Consider the following 22,688-nt stretch of genomic DNA (forward strand, 5'->3'; position numbering starts at 1 on the left):
CGACAGGTCATTTATACGGATTTTACACCAACCGGAACAGAGAGTGGCAAAATACGGTGACTGACTTCAACGATGATATGAGAACACGTGCAGCATGGCTCTATTACAAAGAAGGTCTCACGCAGGATCAGGTAGCGCAAGATCTGGGAATGACGCGCACGAGAGTACTCCGAATGCTAGCCGCGGCAAGATCAGATGGAACCGTCCAAATACGCGTTCTCTCAAAACATAGTCACTGTGTCGAGCTTGAGCGGAAACTTGAAAAAAAGTTTGGCCTGGAGCGTGCCATAGTCGTGCCAATGCCACAAAAGACTGAGCTGCTCCCGGAGATCATTGGCTCAGTTCTGGGGGAATATCTTACCGATACCTTGAAGGACAATATGACAATTGGATTGGGCTGGGGCAAAACTTTAAGCTCATGTCTGCCTTCAATACCCCAACAGCAGCAGGCAGGCATCACCGTTGTCTCACTTCTGGGAGGGCTCACCAAGGTCAGTACGTTCAATCCGTCGGAATTCGCATGGCGGTTAGGGGACAGGTTAAGCGCTGAAAGCTATCTGATTGCTGCGCCGGTCTACGCACCAGACGGGCGGACACGAGAAGCGCTTCTCACCCATCCAGGAATAAAAGAGGTGTTTAGACGCTCGGAGAACCTTGATCTAGCCATCGTAAGCGTTGGTGACCTGTCTCCGGCTTCAACTTTTGTCACTTACGGTCTCCTTGAAAAAGAAGAAATGCTCTCGTTACAAAGAGCGGGCGCGATTGGGGATATTCTTTGCCGCTTCATCAATGCAGAAGGCGAAGTGATTGACCATGAAGTCAATGAGCGCGTGGTTGCGGTTGATCCCAGGACATTGCGATCAGCCCGTAAAATCATCCTGGCTTCAGGAGGCTGGCACAAGCTGGCGGTATTTCAGGCCGCGATGAAATTACTGTCGCCCCACGTAATTCTCACGGACGAGCTGGTCGCAGAGCGAATTCTGGAAGAATGAATCCTGAGCGGCTGTAGACCGCCCTAAAGCTCTCCTCCGTCTGGTGCTCAAACCCTGAATAAATCAACGTGAGGTGGTTGGGAGGAGAACAAAACATGCAGTATGACTATTCATCAATCGGATTTTACACATTTGACTGCCTGGGTCGGCCCGTTACAGCAATCCCGGAAGGTGGCGGCACCTACTTCATCGAGGAACTCGCGATGGCAGTCTCGGGAGCAGCTGGCGCTGCTGCTGTTGTCGCCGCGAAGTACGGGTTGAGCGTTCTCGCTGTTGGCGGGTTGGGCAATGATCTAATGGGAGATTGGGTCCGCCAGCGGCTGAACCATTTTGGTATCGATACGAGCATGATGCAGCTGTGCGAAGGGGTGGGAACTTCGTCTTCGATTGTCACCACACGGCCGGACGGACAGCGCCCTGCACTGCATATGCGAGGCGCAACAGGTGCGTTTGAAGTTGCAGCGTCGGACATAGACCAAGTACTTGATGCCCGGGTCGTACACATTGGCGGTACAGGACTTATGGATCGGATGGACGGGCCTCGGAGCTTCGCATTAATGGCGGAGGCTAAACGCAGAGGTCGAACAACCACACTGGATGTTTTCGCAGCGAGTTCAAAAGATATGGAGAATGTTGCTGGTTTGCTGCCAAACACCGATTATTTTATACCATCGATTGAAGAAGCACGAGCTCTGTCCGGATTAAAAGACAAAGAAGAAATAGGACGCTTCTTCATTGATCTGGGAGTCGGTTGCACAGTCATGACCATGGGTGATGAAGGCGCTTACTATCATCATAAAAATGGGCTGCAATTTCATATGCCAGCTTTTGACATAGATGTAATTTGCACATGTGGATGTGGTGACGCTTTCAATGCAGGTTTTGCGGTGGGTCTTGTTCACGAACTCGATCCCGAGCAAACCATGCGACTGGCTCAGGCCTCTTCAGCCCTCAACGCTACCGGACTTGGAAGCCAGGCAGGGATCGAGAGTTTGGAAAGCACTCGATTTTTTCTGGAACGCACAAAAACAAAGTGATTCGTCCATCCTCCGGCTAATCTTTCGGGTACGGGCAATGAGACAGTCCACATCGGCGGTGGCAGTCGGTAACGCATGCTTTTCTATCAATCCAGGCACATCCGCAGGCTTTGTTGCGACATGTTTGCTCGTCTTATGGCAGTCCAACTAACGGCTCGAACCCATCACAGTAAAACTATACGGAATGGTGGCACTGACAATATCTTCAGCTTCATCCATAAGTATGAAATCTGCAGCAGTTTTTGATTCTGAAAGCGTCCGGAGCTTGAGATAACCATCATGTCGCAAGGGAGGGGATCATTGTGCGTTTGCATCCTTGACCAGACTTGCCATGCGCCACGCACGGCGAATTCGTAAACCAAATCCAAAGTTTCCTGCGGCGCGGCAAACAATGACCCATCTCGTGGCGCGTGTTCCGCCAAAGGTTCCAGGTTCGTGCTTTGTGCAAAACGCCGGACTGTCGCGAGAATGAGAAATGCCTGGGAGCGCGGTTGCACGGTGGATCCAAGGAAACGGGACCTCTTTATGTTTGCTAACAACCGGATGAGACGGAATTTCTCGCGTTGGCCAAGCTCGTCGTCCACCAGCATTGCTATCAAATTGTGCAAATCCGTTTGCACAGCTTTGCGAAATACAAGCTGTATCATGGCTTTAACACCTGTTTGTTCGAGTAAATTTGACTGGCTACAATTTCGTCAATGTTTGTGCCACCTCACAACTAGTTGTAATTGATTACTTTACAGGATCGTTCATAAATTGCCAACTTCACTTGTCATACAAGAAGGCGGATTTCGTCCGTAAGCTAATTGCAATGTCGACATTCCAGGCCGGCCCATGGACCGAGAAAGAAATTTCCATAGTTCGCAGGTTCTACCCGAACTATGGGAAGCTGTCGGAAATGTTGCCCACACGCAGCCCGGCTGCCATTCGCGGGCAATGCCGGAGACTTGATCTGTCGCCGAACAAACACCACTGGACTACCCAGGAAATTGTCCGCCTGTCGGATCTTTTTCCCAAGTTGTCATGGTTGGAACTTCGTCGTGAATTTCCCTTTGCAACCGAAAAAATGTTGCAAAGCATGGCAAACAAGCACGGTATCCACCGCCGTACGCAGAAGCAATCAGCTGAACAGGCGTAACGCCCAGGCCTTCAATAATGTAGCTGAACTCCCCCGGACCGCCACCTGGCGGATGGATTGATTGTGGGTGATTGCGACCGGGCAGCGCCTGAAATCACCATTGGTTGATGGATCGTCTGGATGGACAGCCGGGGAAATCGGCCTATCTTGCAATATGCAACCCGACTCTCGCGAGTTCCCTCCATAAATCTATCCATTAACCAGTACGGGCATAAATCCATATGACAAAAGGTTCAGATCTCCTTGTAACAGCGCTTGAGAACGAGGGCGTTGATCGCATCTTCGGCATTCCGGGCGAAGAGAACCTCGATGTGGTCGAGTCCATCAGGAAATCTTCCATACAGCTTGTCCTTACCAGACATGAGCAGGCCGCTGCATTCATGGCGGCTACCTATGGGCGCCTCACAGGCAAGCCCGGTGTTTGTCTGACGACGCTTGGACCTGGCGCGCTGAATCTTTCGACCGGAGCAGCCTATGCACTGCTCGGTGCGATGCCAATGATCATGATTACCGGCCAGAAGGGGATATTGTCTTCAAGGCAGGCACGCTTCCAGGTGGTTGATGTCGTGGCGTCGATGAAGCCGCTGACCAAACTGTCGCGGCAGATCGTGTCGCCGCAGATGATCCCGACGACTGTACGGGAGGCATTCAGGATTGCTCAGGAAGAACGCCCCGGTCCGGTTCATCTGGAGCTTCCCGAGGACATTGCAGCGGAAGGGTGCGAGTCCGTTCCGCTGATTGCACCTCATCCTGTAGAATTGCCAACTGCCGGTGATATTGCTCTTGATCGCGCTGCTGCAATAATCATCGCGGCGAAACGGCCGCTGTTGATGTTCGGAGCTGCTGCATCGCGTCCGCGATCAACTTCCGACATCGCACAGTTTGTGGTTCGAACCCAAATTCCGTTCTTCACTACCCAGATGGGCAAAGGCACCGTTCCGGGCGGCACGGAACTCTACATGGGTACAGCCGCGCTTTCAGAGCGGGACTACGTTCACGAGGCGATAGAGCAGGCCGACCTGATTATTACCATAGGACATGATACGATTGAAAAGCCTCCCTTCATCATGGGCAAGGATGGGCCCAAGGTCGTTCACGTCGGTTATCTGCCGGCAACCGTCGAGCAGGTCTATTTCCCTCAATCGGAAGTCATCGGTGATATTGGCCCGTCGCTCAAGCAATTGGCAGACCGTATCGAAGGAAAGCTGCCCAACGCACAGGCACTGCTTCATTTGCGGGAAGGCATCCTCGGCAGGATTGCGGCACGCGCAACTGAAGATCGTTTTACCCCCCAGCGTCTGGTCCACGATATACGCGAAGTCATGCCGCATGATGGCATCCTCGCGCTGGACAACGGCATGTACAAAATCTGGTTTGCGAGAAACTATCGCACCAGAATGGCCAATACGCTGCTGCTCGACAATGCGCTGGCAACGATGGGAGCCGGGCTTCCCTCAGCCATGACGGCGGCACTGCTTTATCCCGAGCGCCGTGTCATGGCCGTGTGTGGCGATGGTGGATTCATGATGAACAGCCAGGAACTCGAGACAGCTGTCCGGATGAAACTGAATCTTGTCGTGCTTATCATCGAAGACGGTGCTTATGGCATGATCCGCTGGAAACAGGCGGTCGATCAGTTCCCTGATTTCGGCATGACCTTCGGCAATCCTGATTTCGTCAAATACGCCGAATCCTATGGCGCGAAGGGAACGCGCGTTACCGAAATCGGGCAATTCAAACAGGCAATTGCAACGGCATTTGCCGATGGCGGTGTCCATCTGGTCAACGTTCCGATCGATTACTCGGAAAATGAGCGCGTTCTGGTAAAAGAGCTGCGGGACCGGCTGCCTGCGATACTGGAGTCCTGAAATGAGGTTGGCGATGAAAGTTTATCAGGCGTTTGATCGAGCCATTATTCAGGAGATCGCAGCCGACGACGAAAAAACTCTGGAGCGTAAATTGCAGTGGGCTGCCCAGGCCTTTGCTGACAAATCAGGGTGGCTGCCAACGCATGAGAGAATGGCAGTTCTTCGCAAAGTATCAGCTTCGCTGGAGGCCAATCGCGACCGTTTCGCGCTCATGATTGCCCGGGAAGGTGGCAAGCCCTTGCCCGATGCCGTCATTGAAGTCACACGCGCAATCGACGGGTTGCTTAATGCTGCAGATGAGCTTCGCAACTTTGGCGGCAAGGAAATCCCCATGGGGCTGACTGCTGCGAGCACCAACAGATGGGCGTTCACAACAAAAGAGCCAATCGGCGCGGTTGCTGCAATATCAGCCTTCAATCATCCTCTCAATCTGATTGTTCACCAGATTGCACCGGCGATTGCTGTGGGTTGCCCGGTCATCATCAAGCCAGCCTCAACAACACCGATCTCGTGCATAGAGCTGGTCAAGCTGTTCCATGAAGCAGGGCTTGATGAACATTGGTGCCAGACGCTCGTCACCGAAGACAATTCGTTGGCGGAGCGACTGGCGACGGATCCCCGCATCGCTTTCCTCAGTTTCATAGGCTCGGCCAAGGTTGGCTGGTATCTGAAAGGCATGCTTCCACCGGGTACCAGATGCGCGCTGGAACATGGCGGTGCCGCCCCGGTTATCGTTGATCGCAGTGCTGATATTGAAAAGATTGCCGGAACCATCGTCAAAGGTGGCTATTACCATGCCGGGCAGGTTTGCGTGTCAGCGCAGCGCCTTTTCGTGCATGAAGAAATATTGTCGAGTTTCACGGAGGCTTTTGCCGCCAAGGTCGCTGCCTTGCGCGTTGGCGATCCTGTGTTGAAGGATACGGAAGTCGGGCCCTTGATCCTGCCAAGAGAGGTGGACCGTGTGTCAGCCTGGATCAAGGAAGCGACAGATGCAGGAGCACAGGAGATCGGAGGAGGCCGCCTGTCTGAAACGACCTTGCATCCATCCATCCTGCTTGATCCTGCGCCGGATGCAAAGGTATCGAAGCTCGAAGTCTTCGGACCTTTGACCTGCATCTATGGGTATAGCGACCTTGATAAAGCAATCAGCATCGCCAATTCGCTTCCCTTTGCGTTTCAGGCAAGCGTCTTTTCATCAGATATCTCGGTTGCGTTGAAGGCTGCCAGACATCTTGACGCCTCGGCTGTGCTGGTAAACGACCATACCGCCTTCAGGACGGATTGGATGCCGTTTGCCGGCCGGCGCCAGTCAGGCTACGGCGTCGGTGGCATTCCATGGAGCATGGAAGAGATGGCGGATGACAAAATGGTCGTATTCAATCACGTAAGCTGACTGTACAGGTCTCGAAATTCAGCCAACCAGCAGTGGCAGCAGCTGATTGCCCTGGCGCTTGATCTCGGAAAGGTACGGCGTATCGGACAGGACGAAGTGGGTGATGCCCAAATCCTGATACTTTCGTAGCGAGCTGGCTACATCTGCAGCAGAACCCACCAGCCAGGTCGTACCTGCACCCCCGCCACCATATTTGCCGGGCGCAGTGTAAAGGTTGTCGTCAAGTACTTCGCCTCGTGTATGCAGGTCGGTCAACCGTTTTTGGCCAACGGCTATCGCTTGTCGATGATCCTGCCAGCCGGCAGCTTTGTTTTTGGCCATGCCGGCAACCTTGGCCTCGGCATCCGCCCAGGCCTGATCTGTTGTGTCACGGACCAATGTCGTAATTCGTAACCCGAACTCCAGGGGCGGAAGATCCCGGCCCAGTTCCTTGCCGAGAGCCTTTAGCCGCGCGATCCGTTCGCGCACGCCATCAAGTGGTTCGCCCCAGAAGAGCTGGACATCGGCCTCTGTTGCGGACACACGTTCGGCTGCCTCGGACGCACCGCCGAAATAAAGCTTCGGGTGCAGCCGGTTACCGCGCACCTGAATGCGCGGCGCGGCAGTGGATTCTGTAACGCTGAAGTGTTCGCCTGCATACGTGACGTTTTCCTCGGTCCAAAGTTTGCGTACCAGACGCATGAACTCTTTGGTGCGGCCATAACGGTGTGCCTGATCGCCCTCGCTGTCACCGTATGCCGCGAGATTGTCCAGACCTGAAACGATGTTGATCTTCACACGCCCGGCGGCAAGCTGATCCAACGTCGCTGCCGCGGATGCAAAGTTTGCCGGGCGCCAATAGCCGGGGCGGATTGCAATGAGCGGCTCAAAAGTCGTGGTTCGAGCGGCGAGCGCAGTCGCGACGGTAAAGGTGTCAGGACGGCCCCATCCCGTGCCAATCAGTGCTCCTTTCCAGCCATGCTCCTCCAGTGCCTTGGCATGCCCGGTCAATGTCTCGAGGCTGTTGTGATTTTCGACAGTGGGATCGCCGCGATGCCCGGCTTTCACATCATTGGGAATATACCAAAGAAACTCAGAATGACTGCTCATGCTACGGGATGCCTTTTGATGCATATGGCTGTCGGCAAACCCGGCTCGGACTCCGCCAGACTTAAGCTCAGTTGATGTGTAACGGTTTGGGGTTGTCCGTTGCCGGAGTGGCCGGGTTGAGTCCAGACCTGTAAAGGGTTGCAATCATTTCCTGCGTTCTTCCGACATCGGAAATGACATCGTGCAGCAGCTCACTGGATGAAATCCGGATGTTCGATACGACGTTCAGTCCAAAGGACTGCATAAGCATGTCGATCTCCAGCTCGGTACATTTTTGCGTCGGGTTATTGCTGTGTGTTTCGACCAGCAGGGTAGGTTTGCCGCGAAGGGCGGCAGGGTCTGCCATTTCAAACAGATATCGCAGCAGCGCCGGATAGCCGGTAGGAGTCTTTACGGATATCCCGATAATCAGCAGATCAGAGCGTTCAATTTTATCAAGTGCATCCTTGGCGAGGCCACCAAGTTCCGTTCTGAATGAAGCTGCTCTCAAACTACTGCTTAACTCGGACAGTTCGAGGCAATCGGAATTCAGACTGAATGAATCCTCGACCGAATTGATGAGATTCTGGATAACCGCGCTGGTCTTCGACCCGGTTTGCGGGCGGGTCGAAAGTCCTACTATCAAATGATTCCCTGACATTTCACGTCCTCCTCAGGCTGGAACCCGACTGATTTGTGTGTTGAGCATGCTCAAACCGTCATGGGTTACTCTAAGTCGACTTGTTAAGTAGTGTAAAGGGACCTGCAAACTTTAATGTCATTGGTCTGGCTTCGGATGCGTGCCGGGCATATGCTTTTGCCAATCGGTCATGATGCTTGAGCGCCGTAACAGGGAGGATGAGATGTCACACGACCATGAGCATTCACATCGATGGAAAGAGGACGGTGTTCGGGTAATAAAGGGCGACCGGCTCGATTCCAATACGCCTCAGACACCGGGGATGTTTCGCCAGGCTGCCATAAATCATGCGCGCGTCGGGGCTCGGAAAATATGGGCGGGAACGGTCACGATTGCACCCAACGCGAAGACCGGGGTTCATCATCACGGAGAACTTGAAAGTGTGATTTTCGTCGTACGTGGCAAAGCGCGCATGCGGTGGGGCGAAAATCTTGAATATGTCGCGGAAGCAGAGCCCGGTGATTTTATTTATGTTCCGCCCTTTGTTCCTCATCAGGAAATCAATGCGGACCCGCTGCAACCTTTGGAATGCGTATTGGTGAGATCCGACAATGAGGCCGTCGTTGTAAACATAACAGACATTGATCCGGTTGAAACGCCGGAAGAGATTTATTGGGTCGATCCCATCCACAAGCACCCATAATTTTGGCTGCCGCGTTTCCTGTTCCATAAAATTCTGTGGTTCGTGCAACTTGACATATGAAGTCCTGTGGCAAGATTGAGCGCGCTGCGCAATATTCCATCAAACGAGGAGCCCGCCATGTCCGAGAACAGATACTACGCACCGCAAGGCGGTCATCCTCCACAAAGTCAGCTTCTTACAGGGCGTGCCGTATTCACCACCGCCTACGCAATTCTACCCAAAGGTGTAATGCAGGATATCGTAACGAGTTATCTGCCTTTCTGGGAGAAGACGCGTTGCTGGATTATAGCCCGCCCGCTATCTGGATTTGCCGAAACCTTTTCCCAGTACATTATGGAAGTGGGACCGGGAGGGGGGAGTGAGCGCCCTGAACTGGACCCTCGGGCCGAAGGCGTGCTTTTCATTGTGGAAGGCGAACTGCAACTGACGCTTGCAGGCAAAGCTCATATTCTGCGTCCCGGCGGCTATGCCTACGTTCCTCCCGCAACAGACTGGCAGGTGTCGAATACAAAGAACGCGCATGTCCGGTTCCACTGGATACGCAAGGCTTATGAAGCCGTGGATGGCATAGATACGCCGCCTCCGCTTCTTCTCAACGACAATGATGTCACCCCTTCCGTCATGCCCGATACCGATGGCGGCTGGGCAACCACCCGGTTTGTCGATCCTGCGGATATGCGTCACGACATGCATGTCACCATTGTTACATTGCAGCCCGGAGCCGTTATTCCTTTTGCTGAAACCCATGTCATGGAGCACGGGCTTTATGTCCTTCAGGGAAAGGCGGTCTATCGCCTTAATCAGGACTGGGTGGAGGTTGAGGCGGGTGATTTCATGTGGCTGCGTGCCTTTTGTCCGCAAGCCTGCTACGCGGGAGGCCCTGAACAATTCCGCTATCTGCTGTATAAAGACGTCAACAGGCACATGAAGCTCGGCCCGGTTTCCAACAGCTCGAAGGCCTGATTGCCCGCACCACTTTAACAGCTCTCGACACAGGATGATCCGGTTACCGGCCGGATCCCATGGCGTCCGTTGCCCTGACTGACAGCACGGGCAGATCATTTCTTACCCTTGAGAAACGCGGTTGACTCCAATTCGGATTATTTGGTAATACGCATTATCGCTAATACGTATTAGCAAAACCGGAGTCTTCTTTTGGTATCGGCAAAACGACTAACACAACACGATATCGCCAGGCTTGCCGGTGTCAGTCAGGCGACTGTTTCGCTCGTGCTTAATGATGCACAGGCCGCCGCGACACGCATTCCCGGTGAAACACGCGAGCGCATACTCAAGATAATCCGGGAAACCGGATATGTTGCCGATCCCATTGCGCGGCGCATGGCCAAAGGCCTCAATCGCATATTGGGTGTCTTTACCTATGAGCCGGCTTTCCCGAGCGCCCAGGCGGACTTCTTTGCTCCATTTCTTCTGGGTATCGAAGAAGAGGCGCAGCGGCAGAACTACGATCTGTTGCTGCTCACCAGCGCCGGCATTGGCGAGAAGAGAAAGATTTTCGGAGATGGCAACAGGTTGCGCCTTGCCGATGGCTGCCTTGTGCTTGGCCGGCAATTCAACCGCGCTGAACTCAAACAGCTTGTTTCAGGCGACTATCCGTTTGTTGCCGTGGGTCGCCGCGACGACGCCGGTGGCAAGGTACCTTATGTCGGCGGCGCATATGCCGATGCAACGAAAGCGCTTGTTGCAAAGGCGAGGGCATCGGGTCACTCGCGGTTGGCCTATGTCGGTCCCAAGGGGCCTGCGGAGTCCGTCTCGGATCGCTGGAAGGCCTTCGTTGAGGCGCAGGAAGGCGAGGAGCTTGCCTTGCATATTCCAGACACCGGTCAACCGCCTGAGGACATACTGGATGCCCTGATTTCGAGCGGCAGCACTGCGGTGTTTTTCGTAGAGCTTGATGATGCAATCAAAGTTGAATCCGCAGCGCGCCAGCGCGGCCTGTCAATACCTGCTGATATGTCCTTTGTTGTTCTCGGCCGCCATATTCGCCCCCGGCGTACCGCCATCCAGTTCGCCTCTTTCAATATTCCCAGAGAGGAAATGGGGCGGCAGGCAGCGGCAATGCTGATCCGCCGGATAGAAACATCTGATCCCGTGCAGCAGATTTTGCTGCCATGCGAACCTGTCGAGGGTGAAACCCTTGGCCCTGCAAAAATGAGACGGAATTGACGAGCATGAAAGAATTGAAGGCTGATATCCTTGTTGTCGGCGGTGGGCTTGGCGGCGTTGCGGCGACACTTGGTGCTCTGAGATCCGGGCGTACTGTCATCATGAGTGAAGAGTTCGACTGGATCGGCGGACAGCTTACCAGTCAGGCGGTGCCGCCCGATGAACATAGCTGGGTCGAGCAATTCGGCGTAACCCGTTCTTACAGAAAACTGCGCGATGGTATCCGGCAATATTACCGCGACCATTACCCGCTCAACGATGCAAGCCGGGCGTGGCATGACCTTAATCCTGGTGCTGGCTGGGTAAGCCGCCTGTGTGCCGAACCCCGCGTTGGTCTGGCCGTGCTTGAGGCGATGCTTCTGCCCTATCGGGGCGGCGGGAAATTGACGGTTTTACAGCCCTTTCAGCCTGTTGCAGCGGACATAGATGGCGATATAGTCCGCTCGGTAATATTGCGCCATCGTGACAGTGGCACTGAAATAACAGTTGCCGCCGATTACATCATCGATGCGACCGAACTCGGCGATGTCCTGCCGCTGGCCGGTACCGAATATGTCACCGGCTTTGAAAGTCAGGACGATACGGGCGAACCAAGTGCTGCCAGTCATGCGCAGCCGGACAATGTTCAGGCGATTTCGGTCTGCTTTGCCATTGATCACGTTGATGGTGACCAGACGATAGATAAACCGGAAAACTACGATTTCTGGCGCACCTATCAGCCGCATTTCTGGGGTGGGCCATTGCTTGGCTTCAAGGCACCCCATCCGCGCACGCTGGAAATTACCCAGCGGAGTTTTACACCCAATCCCGATGATGACCCGCTTCTTGTCGATGCCGATCAGCGCAAGGGCGGCGGCGATGAAAATCTCTGGACGTTTCGCCGGATTGCCGCGCGACAGAACTTCCTTTCAGGCAGCTATCAGTCAGACATATGCCTCGTGAACTGGCCGATGATCGACTATCTGGAAGGCTCGATCATTGATGTGACGGAAGAGGAAAAAGCGCGCCACCTGAAGGCAGCTGCCGAACTTTCCTGTTCCGTGTTCTATTGGCTTCAAACCGAGGCACCACGGGCGGATGGCGGTGCCGGATTTCGTGGGCTTCGCTTGCGCGGCGACGTCACGGGAACCGGGCACGGGCTTGCAATGGCCCCCTATATCCGGGAAAGCCGCCGCATCAAACCCGTTACGCGGATTGTCGAGCAGGATCTCTCTTTTGCAGTGCGCGGGGAAAAGGGTGCTGTGCACTATCGCGATAGCATCGGCGTTGGCATGTACCGCATCGATCTTCATCCTTCGACAGGCGGAGACAACTATATCGATGTGCCGTCTTGCCCGTTCGAAATACCCTTGGGCGCGCTTCTGCCGCAACGCATGAAAAACATTCTGCCTGCAGGCAAAAACATCGGAACAACCCACATAACCAATGGCTGCTACCGGCTGCATCCGGTCGAATGGAATATTGGCGAAGTGGCGGGAATGCTGGCGGCTCACTGTCTTGATCATAAGCTGACACCACACCAGGTGCAGGAAAATGACAGGCACCTTGCAGACTTTCAGGTGCAGCTCTCCCGGGAGGGGATCGAAATGCACTGGCCAGATGTACAAGCCTATTAGGAAAAAAGGGGAGGAAAAAATGTCTAGACACATCAGTCTGAAATCTTTGGCAGCCACGCTGACGCTGGGCCTTTCGCTTGCAGTTTGCGCAAACGCATCGGCGCAGGAAGCCGTCAATCTTCGCATGACCATATGGAGTGCCAATGAGGCGCACCTGAAGCTGTTTAACGATATGGCGGCAGGGTTCAGGCAAAGCCACCCGAATGTAACCGTTACCTATGAGTCGCTGCCGTTCGATACCTACACGACCGCTCTGACAACGCAGATCGCCGGCGGCAATGCCCCTGATATGGCCTGGATTTTTGAAACCACGGCCTATGATTTTGTCAATTCCGGGGCGCTTTATCCGCTGGGAGACAAGCTTGGCGCCATTGAGGGTTACAATCTTGATGATGTGAGCGCGGGTGCGACCGAACGCTGGTCCAGGGATGGAAAACTTTACGCCTATCCATTTTCAACATCGCCCTTTGCGGTCTTTGCCAATAATGAGCTCATTCGCAAGGCAGGGGCAAAAACGCCGGCTGAGTTGATAAACTCCGGCGAATGGACGTGGGAAAAAGCAATCGAGATGGCTTCGGCTGTCGGCAAAACAGGCAAAGCAGGTCTGATCGTTCGGGATTTCAATTATCAGAACTGGCAGAATCTGGCGGCAATATGGAATGGCTGGGGCGCTTCACCGTGGAGTGAGGACGGAAAGAATTGCACCTTTGGCGACAAGGCCATGACAGATTCTCTGTCGTTCATCCATGATGCCGTCTTCAGGAACAGGGCCATGCCCGGACCGGGCGAAAACCCGGATTTCTTTGCCGGAGATGCGGCAATGACGATTACCCAGATCAGCCGCGCATCCCTGCTGCCCAAAGACAATGGCTTTGAATGGGATCTGGTGCCTTTGCCTCAAGGGCCAGCCGGAGAATATGCGCTGATAGGACAGGCGGGTATCGGCGTCATGCAATCGAGCCCTCACGCGGACATAGCCGCAGAGTTCGTTGGTTACATGACAAATCCGGAAAACTCGGCAAAGCTGGCGCAATTCTTCCCGTCAGCGCGCAAATCCCTGCTCAATGCAGAAACACTCAAGAAGACCAATCCTCTTCTGTCACAGGAACAGCTGGAGAAGGTAGTGATCGCCGGAATTGCCACGGGCAAGGTTATTCCGGGCCATACCGGCTTTGCACAAATCCAGCAAATGGTGCGTGCAGGGCTTGATGCCATATGGACGCCGGAAACTGATGTTGCAGGCGCAACGCAAAAGATTTGCGGACAGATAAGCCCGCTTCTCCAGCGCTAGGCTGTCGTTATGACGGCGGAGCATAAATCGCAATTCTGGACTATAGCCCGCCGCGACAGTGCGGCTGGCTACCTGTTCATCGCGCCTCAACTGGTCGGCATTGTGCTGTTTGTGCTTTTACCGCTTTGTCTCGTGTTCTGGTATTCGCTGCATGAGTGGAATGTACTGGCAAACACCTTTACCTATACGGGCGCGCAGAACTACCGGATGCTGCTTGAGGACTCCTCGCTGCCTGCTGTTCTGGGTGCAACAGCGCTTTTCTCGTTCGGGCTTGTCGTGCTCAACATGAGCCTCGCACTCCTGCTGGCGGTGCTTTTGAACCAGAAGCTCAGGGGCATTGCAGTGTTCCGGACCTTGTTCTTTTCACCTGTCGTTGTGTCACTGGTGGCCTGGACCATCGTCTGGGGATTTCTGCTGCAGAAGAATGGCGGCATCAACGGCATGCTGCTGGCGATAGGAATAGAGGGCCCCAACTGGTTGCGGGAGCCTGCAACTGCAATGGTTTCGGTGATTGTGGTTCAGGTCTTCAAGAATGTCGGGCTCAACATGATCCTGTTCCTTGCCGCATTGCAGGGTGTGCCCAACGAGCTATATGAAGCCGCCCGTATTGATGGCGCATCACCCTTCAAGCAGTTCCGGCGTATTACCCTGCCAATGATCAGCCCGACGATCCTGCTGACCTCGATCATAACGATCGTGGGTTCCTTGCAGGTATTTGCGCAGATCGCTGTGCTCACACAAGGCGGCCCCGGTGTCTCGACGACAGTCCTGGTTTATTACCTCTATCAGCAGGCATTCCAGTTCCACTTCTTCGGTTACGGCTCGACTTTATCGATCCTGCTTTTCGTGATCGTGGCACTCCTCACCTTTGCCCAATGGCAACTGCGCAAAAGGATCGTTTTCTATGAAAACTGAGTTGTCCCCACGCGCCAGAACAATGATCTATGGAACGATGTGCGTTCTTCTCATCCCCTTTGTCTTTCCGACATGGTGGATGGTGACTTCATCATTCAAACCTGTGAGCGAAATCTTTGCTTTTCCGCCGCAGCTGATACCCCGATCATGGGACTTCACCACCTATGGTCAGGTCTTTGCTCTCCAGCCATTCGCAAAGCAATACTGGAACTCGGCCTATATTGCCGCGATCGTAACTGTCGGCACCATGGGCATATCTTCGATGGCCGGCTATGCGTTCGCCCGTATCCGGTTTCCTTTTTCCAATGCCATTTTCATGGTTGTCCTTCTGGGTCTGCTGATACCCTCGGAGGTGACCATCGTGCCCCTGTTTCAACTGTTTCTGAAGCTCGGCATGGTCAATACGCACTGGCCTCTGATTCTGGTGCCGATATTTGGTGCGCCCAGCGTGTTTGCAACTTTTGTAATGCGCCAGTTCTTCATATCGCTTCCTGCCGAGCTGGAAGAGGCCGCACGGGTGGATGGCCTGAGCCGCTTCAGGATTTTCACGAAGATCGCTTTGCCTCTGGCCCGGCCGGCACTTGCGTCAGTTGCCATATTCACATTCCTGCACAGCTGGAATCTCTATCTGGAACCCATCGTATTCCTGTCCAGTGCCGACAGGTTCACGCTGCCACAGGCGCTGACGCAGTTCACCGACGCCTATGGCGGGCCTATGTGGAACATCCAGCTGGCAGCAGCAACGCTGACTGCGCTTCCGGTTCTCATTGTTTTCATCATAGCGCAAAAGCACTTCGTCGAAGGCCTGGCGCATACCGGCCTCAAGGGCTGAAAACGGATACATATCTCATGGCTGAAGTTACCCTCACGAACATCCGCAAGTCATATGGCAATGTCGATGTGATCCATGGCGTCGATCTTGACATAGAGGATGGTCAGTTTGTCGTTCTGGTTGGCCCCTCCGGTTGCGGGAAATCAACTCTTCTGCGGATGGTGGCGGGCCTCGAAACGATCTCGTCAGGCGAGATCTCCATCGGTCGGCGCGTCGTCAACAACCTTGATCCCAAGGACAGGGATATTGCGATGGTCTTCCAGAACTATGCGCTTTACCCGCACATGACTGTTGCGACGAATATGGGTTTCTCGCTGGAGCATCGAGGTGCCAGCAAGTCCGGGATAGCCGAGCGGGTCAATTGGGCAGCCGGTATACTCGGCCTGACACCTTTGCTGGATCGCTATCCGCGTCAGCTTTCCGGTGGCCAACGTCAGCGTGTGGCCATGGGAAGAGCCATCGTGCGCAGCCCGCAGGTATTCCTCTTCGACGAACCTCTTTCGAATCTTGATGCGAAACTGCGTGTCGTCATGCGCGGCGAGATCAAGGCTTTGCATGACAAGCTCAAGACAACCATGATTTACGTCACCCATGATCAGGTCGAGGCAATGACAATGGCCGACAAGATTGTGGTCCTGAATGGAGGAAAGATCGAGCAGTCCGGCACGCCGTTGGAGTTATACGATCATCCGGCCAACAAGTTCGTGGCAGGCTTCATCGGTTCTCCTTCAATGAATTTCGTATCGGGCAAAGTTCAGGCGGATGGTCTGGTTGCTTCAGGCGTCACAATACCGCTGCCTGACAGGGCACAAAAGTACGTGGGCAAGGATGTGACGATCGGAATTAGACCTGAACATCTTCTCGTCAAGGACAAGGGACTTGCTGCGCAAGTTCTGCTTGTGGAACCAATGGGGCACGAAACCCAGATTACGGTTCAACTTGGTGAGGCATCCATAACCGGCCTTTTTCGTGAGCGCTTGTCTTTGATGGCAGGCTCCGGCGTTGAAATAGGTTTCCATACCCGGTCCATTCATCTGTTTTCCGCACAGGATGGAGCAAGACTGGACTAAGGCGCTCCTGGGCCTGATACCGCAGAGGGGCAAATCTGGAAAAAGCGGCATCAGGACCTCTGCTGACACGTATCTACCCATGCCAGCCCGGCATTAATCCGCGGCAGTTTATTCAGTTCCCACCATCAAGGAAAACATCAGGAAAGCGAAGTTCCCCGCTGCGGTGGCTGCTGTGCTCGTCCACGAGGGCGGCTATTCAAATCATAAAGACGATCCCGGGCGCTACCATGTGGGCACTGCTCAGCGGGTCTATGCCTGCGGCGCCTCCTTCAGGAGAGCAGGGCATGGCAGATTGTAGGCTTCTATCAACAGATACTTCACCAGTTCGCCTCGGTACATCCTTGTGCCATGGGGATCGTTACCTCCCCGCACTCTCATATAAACAGCTTGTAGCGGCTGGCTACTGTCAGAACTACCAGTGTTCTTTGATAGGAATCAGTCCTGGGATAAAGCCCTGCGCCGCCTCTTGCCCTTGCTTGCTTTCCAGTCCTCAGCACCGCTCTGTCCTTCGGGATGGGGCAGCGTTTTCTTATTGGGTTCGGGGATTCTCGATAGTCCAGATAATGGCTTCCTTTTTCGTGGAAAAAGTTGGGCTCAAAGGTTGCCCGTCATTGTCACAAGCTGCAAAGCCCCCTGTTTCAGGAAGTGAAAGTATTTTGTAGCCACCGATGTCTATACCGTCCGGAAATTTGGGCTTGTTTGTAGCCACTGTTATTTCTCCCAAAGGCTGCCACATTCTCGACAGCTAATTCGTCTGATCCAATGCGTGAGGCGAAGGTTGTTGCCATGTGCCATTATTTCGCCAATTGATCGCAACAACTGCTGCCACGACGAGGCCGACTATAGCCACGATAACAACCGTCAATGTAATTTTCTTTGTCATGATGGCGCACCTCCGACAATGTAACAGCAAATGTGCCTTCTTGTTCCTTTGATCAATGAATTCTGCCACAACAAGCTATTGCGTGAAGCGCCAATGGGCATACGTCCTTTCCCAAAAGATTTTTTTGGCGACACTTCTTGAACTCAATATGGGCAAAACTAAATCATTTTGCGTCGATCGCTAACATAGGATCGATATCGCTGGAGGCGTCAGCTTCGGCGTCTCGGCGTCATGTTGCTTCAAGGAGGATATGGCAATGACAGCAAATTCAAATTTCGCTCCACTGTTCCGGTCCAGTGTTGGATTTGACCGGGTTTTCAATCTCCTGGAGAACGCTCAGCGTGCAAGGTCGATAAGCGACTGGCCGCCATATGACATCGCAAAGACTGGTGAAGACACGTATAGAATCACCGTCGCTGTGGCAGGCTTCGCCGAGGAAGACCTGGATCTGACATATCAATCCAATCTCCTCACGATCAGCGGGAAGAAGGAAGAGTCAGAACCGTTTGAGTACCTTCATCAAGGCATCGCGGGGCGTCCTTTCGAACATAGGTTCGAGCTCGCCGATCACGTGCGTGTGACTGGGGCAGGGCTTGAGAACGGTCTGCTTTCTGTTGAACTGATCCGGGAGGTTCCAGAGGCCATGAAACCACGCAAGATTTCCATTGGCCTGGAGAAAGTCACCTCAGGATCGAAGGACTTGACCCAAGCCAAAAGTCAAAAAGCTGCCTGAATAAACCGGGAGGGCGCTACAGGCGCCTTCCCTTTTCATAGGGGATCAACTGCAATGAAGGAGAATTTTTTCAAAACGCCGGTTTTCGTCCTCGTTGGGTTGGGCCTGCCGGCGAACATCCGGTCTGTGATGGAAGCATACAAGTTGTTGAACGACTGGCCGGTTCACAACCGGGATACATCCCACACCCTTGCGTTAAATGCTTGCAAGGGTGTGCTGACAGAGGCAATCGAAACTGAAACCGCCCGAGGACTGTTTGTAGCATTCGCAAAGAAGCATGACTTGCTTACGCCAGAGCTTAGCCCGGCGATTGAATACCGTCGTGGTGGAAGAAGCCTCTACGTTGTATAAATTCGGAGCCCGGAAACCAGCCTTGGGAATATAGACTCGACTGATCGCGGTGGCGGCCAAGAGGAGGATGATTGTCTGGCTGGTTCCGTTCGCGAACCGCGTGCTCTTCAATTGTTCAGCCCTTTTCATTTCCTTCGCGGCAGTTTCATCCTGCAGATAAGGGCCAGTTTTCTTTCTGCTGCCAACGTATGGTGCCCGCAAGGCGAGGAGAAAACCATGACAAGCACGACACAAGAGATCGGAAAATCCGAACGCGGCCTTCTGGAAAGGCTGGGTGCGGAGGGTGTCATTTGCGCAGAGGGCTATCTTTTCGAGCTTGAAAGGCGCGGTTATCTGCAGGCTGGTCATTTGTCCACGAAGTCGTGATCGAACACCCCGAAGCAGTGACGCGCGCCTGCATGAGGATTTTGTTCAAGCAGGCAGCGATGTCGTCGAAGCCTTCACCTATTATGCGCACCGGCAGAAGCTGAAGGTCATTGGCCGCGAGGAGATTCTTGAGGATATCAATCGCAGTATGCTGCACATCGCCAGGGATGTGGCGGACCGCAATGGTAGCCTGATGGCCGGCAATATCTGCAATACCAACGCTTATGAAGCCAATGAAAAAAGACCCACGAGGCAGTGCGGGCAATGTTCGAGGAACGGATTGGCTGGGCCGTCGAGGAAGGCGCGGACTTCCTCATACCATCATTCACGCCGGCGTCTGCCTATGTTGCGCTATGAAGGCCCGAACGGCCGGAACGCGCTCTGCCGCCCGATAGGCAACGGCAAGATCAGACGTGATCCGATTATTCAGGATCTTGATGTAGTTGACGCCCGGCAGTTGAAGACACTCCAGCGATTTGGGCACAAGAGCAACTCCCAGTCCAACGGCAACCATGCTGAGAATTGTTGTAAAATCTGATCCTGCGGCGTTGATCTTCGGCGCGAATCCAGCTTCTCGGCACGCTTTGATCGTATTGTTGTGGAAGCCAACGTCAGGTGGCTGACGGGCGGTGATAAAGGTGCTTTCGGAAAGTGCGATCAAGTCTATGGCCGATTTAAATGCCAGCGCATGGGTACTCGGTAGCGCTGCAAACAGGTTTTCACAAAGAACGCGTTCCGATCTCACCCCGACAGGGAGGGGGGCAGGCGGGCGTATATAACCAAAATCGAGTCCGCCCTCTGCTATCTGCCCGAGTTGCTTTTGCATTTCCATTTCAACGAGTTGCAACTCCACTTCGGGATAGACTGCCCGAAATTTGGAAATCGACTCCGTAAAGAATCCGGAATAGGCGGCAGAAGCGACGTAACCCACGGATATTCTGCCGGTTTCTCCTCGACCAGCCCTTTTTATCGCCGCCAGTGCAACATCGGCTTGCCCGAGTATTTTCCTCGCTTCTTCAAAAAAAAGCTGACCCGCCGGAGTCAATTGGACGGAGCGACGGCGGCGATCAAGAAGTGCGGTCCCGAGGATATTTTCAAGGTTGAGGATTTGTTGGCTCAGTCCGGGCTGCGCTATTCCCAGTCGAGCGGCAGCCCGCTCAAAATTATGCTCCTCAACCAGGGCGGAAAAGTACCGGAGATGCCGTAGCTCGAAACCCATGGTGCGGCCGGTGCTTCTTGGCATTGAGTATCCCGATCATTCGCACAGGTTTCAATTCATATACTTAAGCGATGAGTAGGATCGTTATTATAATTAAAACTTCTAAAAATAAAGCTCCAACTTATTGGATCAATCGGCAAGAAGGATATAAAGATGACAAAAATAGTATAGTTTTATTGGCAGTGGTGCTGCAGGCAGCATCCAGTCGGGGATAAACGGAATTGTACGGACATCGTCGTTATAAATATGTACCCTTCGCCAGTGCTGCTGTCGTGGCGATCATCGCGGCTCATCCAGTCCATGCCCAGGAGGGCGGGGAAATCAAACTTGATCCGATCATCATCGATGGCTCAAGAGGCGAGGACCCCAAAGCGCCGGTTCGTGGTTACGTTGCCAAAACCAGTTCAAGCGCGACAAAAACCGGCAAGCCGTTGCTTGAAACACCCCAGTCGGTTTCCGTAATTACCAAGGACCAGATCGAGGCGAAGAATGCCCAGACCCTGGGAGAAGTGCTGGGCTATACTGCAGGCGTTTCTGGTGAGCCGTTCGGTCCGGACCCGCGGTTCGATTCTCCCAATATCCGGGGCTTTGATGGACGGCAGGTGCAGTATCTTAACGGCCTCAAAATGATGCGAACTGCGGGTGCTCCCGCCGTGGAAGTCTATGGACTGGAGCGGGTCGAGGTGTTGCGTGGTCCAGCTTCGGTTATGTTCGGGCAGGGAAATCCGGGCGGCCTTATCAATATGATCAGCAAACGGCCGGTCTTCGAGAAATTTGCCGAGGTGGGCGGTCAGTTTGGAACGCATGATTATTATCAGGGGACATTCGATTTCGGTGGTCCGGTCGCCCGGGATTCAGACTTCGCCTATCGCTTGACAGGACTTGTCCGCAACGCCGGTGAACAAACCGATTCCCTTGACAATGACCGGTATTTTATCGCGCCGGCATTGACGTGGCAGCCGGACAAGGACACCAGGCTTACGATCCTGACAAGCGTTCAGCATGACAATCCAAGCACGCCTTCGGCTCTGCCAAATGAGTTGACGCTGAATTCGGCCGGCAACCGGCTTGCGCGTGATTTTTTTGTCGGCGACAAGAGCTTTGACGATTCTGACCGCACTTTGACAAACCTGGGTTACGAGTTTGAACACCGTATTGATGATACATGGACGTTCCGGCAGAATGCCCGCTACTCAAATTTCGACTGGGAATATCAGGCACTCGGCATGGCAACGGCGGGCCTCGCTCCGGATGGGCGTACAATTCGGCGCAACGCTACCTTTCAGGACGAACTTCTCAATACCTTCAATGTCGACAACAACCTGCAAGCTGAATTTACCACCGGCAAGCTCGAACATACGGTCTTGATGGGACTTGATTACCGTTACTTCGATAATGATGTGACGACCGAGTTCTGGGCGGCTCCCACACTCGACGCATTCGATCCGGTCTACGGTGGCCCGATCGCGCTGGGGCCAAGAACACTATATGCGAAAGTCGATTCCAGACTCACGCAGGTCGGCGTCTATATCCAGGACGAACTGGTGCTGGATAATTGGCGGGCAACGCTGGGGTTACGGCAAGACTGGGCAAGTACAAGGGGTGGTTCCACCGATGGCTCCGGTGTGACGCGTTCTCTCGACAGCGACGATGAAAAAATGACCGGCCGGGCAGGACTGGCCTATGTCTTCGACAATGGCATTGCTCCTTATATCAGCTATGCAACATCGTTCGAGCCCGTGCCGGTCCCGGCAACGGGAGGTGTGCTTGAACCGACGACCGGCGAGCAGATTGAGGTCGGTGTCAAATATCAGCCGGAAAACTGGAATGGCTTTTTTACTGCAGCGCTCTACGATTTGCGTCAGAAGAACGTTCTGACGACTGTCGTAGTCGATGGCAATCCGGTGAGCGCACAGATCGGCGAAGTCCGGGTCAAGGGATTGGAACTTGAGGCCGTGGCAAGTCTCGCGCAAGGCGTCGATGTGAGGGCCGCCTACACCTATATGGATGCCCAGATTGTCGAAGGTCCAAATGACGGTAATCGTCCTGACAATCTGCCGGAGCATTCGGCAAGCCTCTGGCTCAACTACAAGTTTCAGGAAAACTCTGTTCTCGCTGGTCTGAGCCTGGGTGGTGGCGTTCGATACATTGGTCAGCGCTATGGAAACGCGACCAATACGTTTGATCTCGATAGCGTAGCTCTTGTCGATGCGGCACTTGGTTATGAGAAAAATGGTTACAAGGCATCCCTCAACGTGCGCAATCTTGCCGATAAGAATTACGTTTCAACTTGTGGAACATTTGGTTGTTATTACGGCGAAGGACGAACGATCATGGGTAAGCTGACCCGCTCTTGGTAATCGCGATGCAAAATCCGTTCTTGTCT

At 53.8% G+C, this 22,688-nt stretch carries 22 protein-coding genes; 18 read left to right on the top strand and 4 right to left on the bottom strand.

What is annotated here, in order from left to right:
• Positions 1-56: 56 nt before the first annotated feature.
• The 5 genes from ABKW30_RS07195 (at position 57) to ABKW30_RS07215 (ending at position 6,428) form a co-directional block, all read left to right on the top strand.
• Positions 57-992 (top strand): sugar-binding transcriptional regulator, encoded by a 936-nt coding sequence (locus tag ABKW30_RS07195; RefSeq protein ID WP_348597875.1) that lies wholly within the window; start codon positions 57-59, stop codon positions 990-992.
• Positions 993-1,087: 95 nt separating this feature from the next.
• Positions 1,088-2,029, top strand: coding sequence for a PfkB family carbohydrate kinase (locus tag ABKW30_RS07200; RefSeq protein ID WP_348597877.1), 942 nt, complete (start codon positions 1,088-1,090; stop codon positions 2,027-2,029).
• A 676-nt stretch (positions 2,030-2,705) separates the two neighbouring features.
• Positions 2,706-3,167 carry a hypothetical protein gene (locus ABKW30_RS07205; RefSeq protein WP_348597879.1) on the top strand — a complete coding sequence of 154 codons (462 nt, stop codon included), beginning with the start codon at positions 2,706-2,708 and terminating at the stop codon, positions 3,165-3,167.
• 221 nt (positions 3,168-3,388) lie between these two features.
• The gene (locus ABKW30_RS07210) at positions 3,389-5,035 is read left to right on the top strand and encodes an acetolactate synthase large subunit (RefSeq protein ID WP_348597881.1); all 1,647 of its coding nucleotides are present in this window, start codon (positions 3,389-3,391) and stop codon (positions 5,033-5,035) included.
• A gap of 1 nt (position 5,036) precedes the next feature.
• Complete coding sequence (locus ABKW30_RS07215) at positions 5,037-6,428, top strand: aldehyde dehydrogenase family protein (RefSeq protein ID WP_348597882.1); 1,392 nt, start codon at positions 5,037-5,039, stop codon at positions 6,426-6,428.
• Positions 6,429-6,446: 18 nt separating this feature from the next.
• Here ABKW30_RS07215 and ABKW30_RS07220 read toward each other — a convergent pair whose 3' ends face one another.
• Positions 6,447-7,517, bottom strand: a complete 1,071-nt coding sequence (locus ABKW30_RS07220) for an LLM class flavin-dependent oxidoreductase (protein ID WP_348597884.1) — start codon at positions 7,515-7,517, stop codon at positions 6,447-6,449.
• A gap of 67 nt (positions 7,518-7,584) precedes the next feature.
• Positions 7,585-8,157 carry an NAD(P)H-dependent oxidoreductase gene (locus tag ABKW30_RS07225; protein WP_348597886.1) on the bottom strand — a complete coding sequence of 191 codons (573 nt, stop codon included), beginning with the start codon at positions 8,155-8,157 and terminating at the stop codon, positions 7,585-7,587.
• A gap of 202 nt (positions 8,158-8,359) precedes the next feature.
• Here ABKW30_RS07225 and ABKW30_RS07230 point away from each other — a divergent pair, with 202 nt between their 5' ends.
• From ABKW30_RS07230 to ABKW30_RS07270, 9 genes are all read left to right on the top strand, one after another.
• The gene (locus ABKW30_RS07230) at positions 8,360-8,839 is read left to right on the top strand and encodes a cupin domain-containing protein (RefSeq protein ID WP_348597888.1); all 480 of its coding nucleotides are present in this window, start codon (positions 8,360-8,362) and stop codon (positions 8,837-8,839) included.
• 117 nt (positions 8,840-8,956) lie between these two features.
• Positions 8,957-9,802, top strand: a complete 846-nt coding sequence (locus tag ABKW30_RS07235) for a bifunctional allantoicase/(S)-ureidoglycine aminohydrolase (RefSeq protein ID WP_348597890.1) — start codon at positions 8,957-8,959, stop codon at positions 9,800-9,802.
• A 192-nt stretch (positions 9,803-9,994) separates the two neighbouring features.
• Positions 9,995-11,026 (top strand): LacI family DNA-binding transcriptional regulator, encoded by a 1,032-nt coding sequence (locus ABKW30_RS07240; RefSeq protein ID WP_348597891.1) that lies wholly within the window; start codon positions 9,995-9,997, stop codon positions 11,024-11,026.
• Between the two features lie 5 nt (positions 11,027-11,031).
• Complete coding sequence (locus tag ABKW30_RS07245) at positions 11,032-12,642, top strand: FAD-dependent oxidoreductase (RefSeq protein WP_348597893.1); 1,611 nt, start codon at positions 11,032-11,034, stop codon at positions 12,640-12,642.
• Between the two features lie 19 nt (positions 12,643-12,661).
• Positions 12,662-13,933: a sugar ABC transporter substrate-binding protein gene (locus ABKW30_RS07250; RefSeq protein ID WP_348597894.1), complete on the top strand. Its 1,272-nt coding sequence runs from the start codon at positions 12,662-12,664 to the stop codon at positions 13,931-13,933.
• 9 nt (positions 13,934-13,942) lie between these two features.
• Positions 13,943-14,848, top strand: a complete 906-nt coding sequence (locus ABKW30_RS07255) for a sugar ABC transporter permease (protein WP_348597896.1) — start codon at positions 13,943-13,945, stop codon at positions 14,846-14,848.
• Positions 14,838-15,680, top strand: a complete 843-nt coding sequence (locus ABKW30_RS07260; RefSeq protein WP_348597897.1) for a carbohydrate ABC transporter permease — start codon at positions 14,838-14,840, stop codon at positions 15,678-15,680. The genes ABKW30_RS07255 and ABKW30_RS07260 overlap by 11 nt, the downstream gene beginning before the upstream one ends.
• Before the next feature lie 17 nt (positions 15,681-15,697).
• Positions 15,698-16,750 carry a sn-glycerol-3-phosphate ABC transporter ATP-binding protein UgpC gene (ugpC, locus tag ABKW30_RS07265; RefSeq protein WP_348597899.1) on the top strand — a complete coding sequence of 351 codons (1,053 nt, stop codon included), beginning with the start codon at positions 15,698-15,700 and terminating at the stop codon, positions 16,748-16,750.
• Positions 16,751-16,922: 172 nt separating this feature from the next.
• Positions 16,923-17,048: a hypothetical protein gene (locus ABKW30_RS07270; protein WP_348597901.1), complete on the top strand. Its 126-nt coding sequence runs from the start codon at positions 16,923-16,925 to the stop codon at positions 17,046-17,048.
• A 447-nt stretch (positions 17,049-17,495) separates the two neighbouring features.
• On the opposite strand, the gene ABKW30_RS07275 is transcribed toward ABKW30_RS07270, so the two are convergent.
• The gene (locus tag ABKW30_RS07275; protein ID WP_348597903.1) at positions 17,496-17,633 is read right to left on the bottom strand and encodes a hypothetical protein; all 138 of its coding nucleotides are present in this window, start codon (positions 17,631-17,633) and stop codon (positions 17,496-17,498) included.
• A 256-nt stretch (positions 17,634-17,889) separates the two neighbouring features.
• Between ABKW30_RS07275 and ABKW30_RS07280 the strand changes: the two genes are divergently transcribed.
• From ABKW30_RS07280 to ABKW30_RS07290, 3 genes are all read left to right on the top strand, one after another.
• Entirely contained in the window at positions 17,890-18,366 is a 477-nt protein-coding gene (locus tag ABKW30_RS07280) for an Hsp20 family protein (RefSeq protein ID WP_348597905.1), read from the top strand.
• Positions 18,367-18,420: 54 nt separating this feature from the next.
• Complete coding sequence (locus ABKW30_RS07285; protein WP_348597908.1) at positions 18,421-18,717, top strand: DUF982 domain-containing protein; 297 nt, start codon at positions 18,421-18,423, stop codon at positions 18,715-18,717.
• Between the two features lie 216 nt (positions 18,718-18,933).
• Positions 18,934-19,083, top strand: a complete 150-nt coding sequence (locus ABKW30_RS07290; protein ID WP_348597911.1) for a hypothetical protein — start codon at positions 18,934-18,936, stop codon at positions 19,081-19,083.
• A gap of 325 nt (positions 19,084-19,408) precedes the next feature.
• Here the strand turns inward: ABKW30_RS07290 and ABKW30_RS07295 are convergent, their stop codons facing one another.
• Positions 19,409-20,326: a LysR substrate-binding domain-containing protein gene (locus ABKW30_RS07295; RefSeq protein WP_348597912.1), complete on the bottom strand. Its 918-nt coding sequence runs from the start codon at positions 20,324-20,326 to the stop codon at positions 19,409-19,411.
• A 257-nt stretch (positions 20,327-20,583) separates the two neighbouring features.
• On the opposite strand from ABKW30_RS07295, the gene ABKW30_RS07300 reads away from it, so the two are divergent.
• Entirely contained in the window at positions 20,584-22,662 is a 2,079-nt protein-coding gene (locus ABKW30_RS07300; RefSeq protein WP_348598975.1) for a TonB-dependent siderophore receptor, read from the top strand.
• The last annotated feature ends 26 nt before the right edge of the window (positions 22,663-22,688 follow it).

This window comes from Phyllobacterium sp. SB3, from assembly GCF_040009165.1.
Taxonomy (GTDB): Bacteria; Pseudomonadota; Alphaproteobacteria; order Rhizobiales; family Rhizobiaceae; genus Phyllobacterium.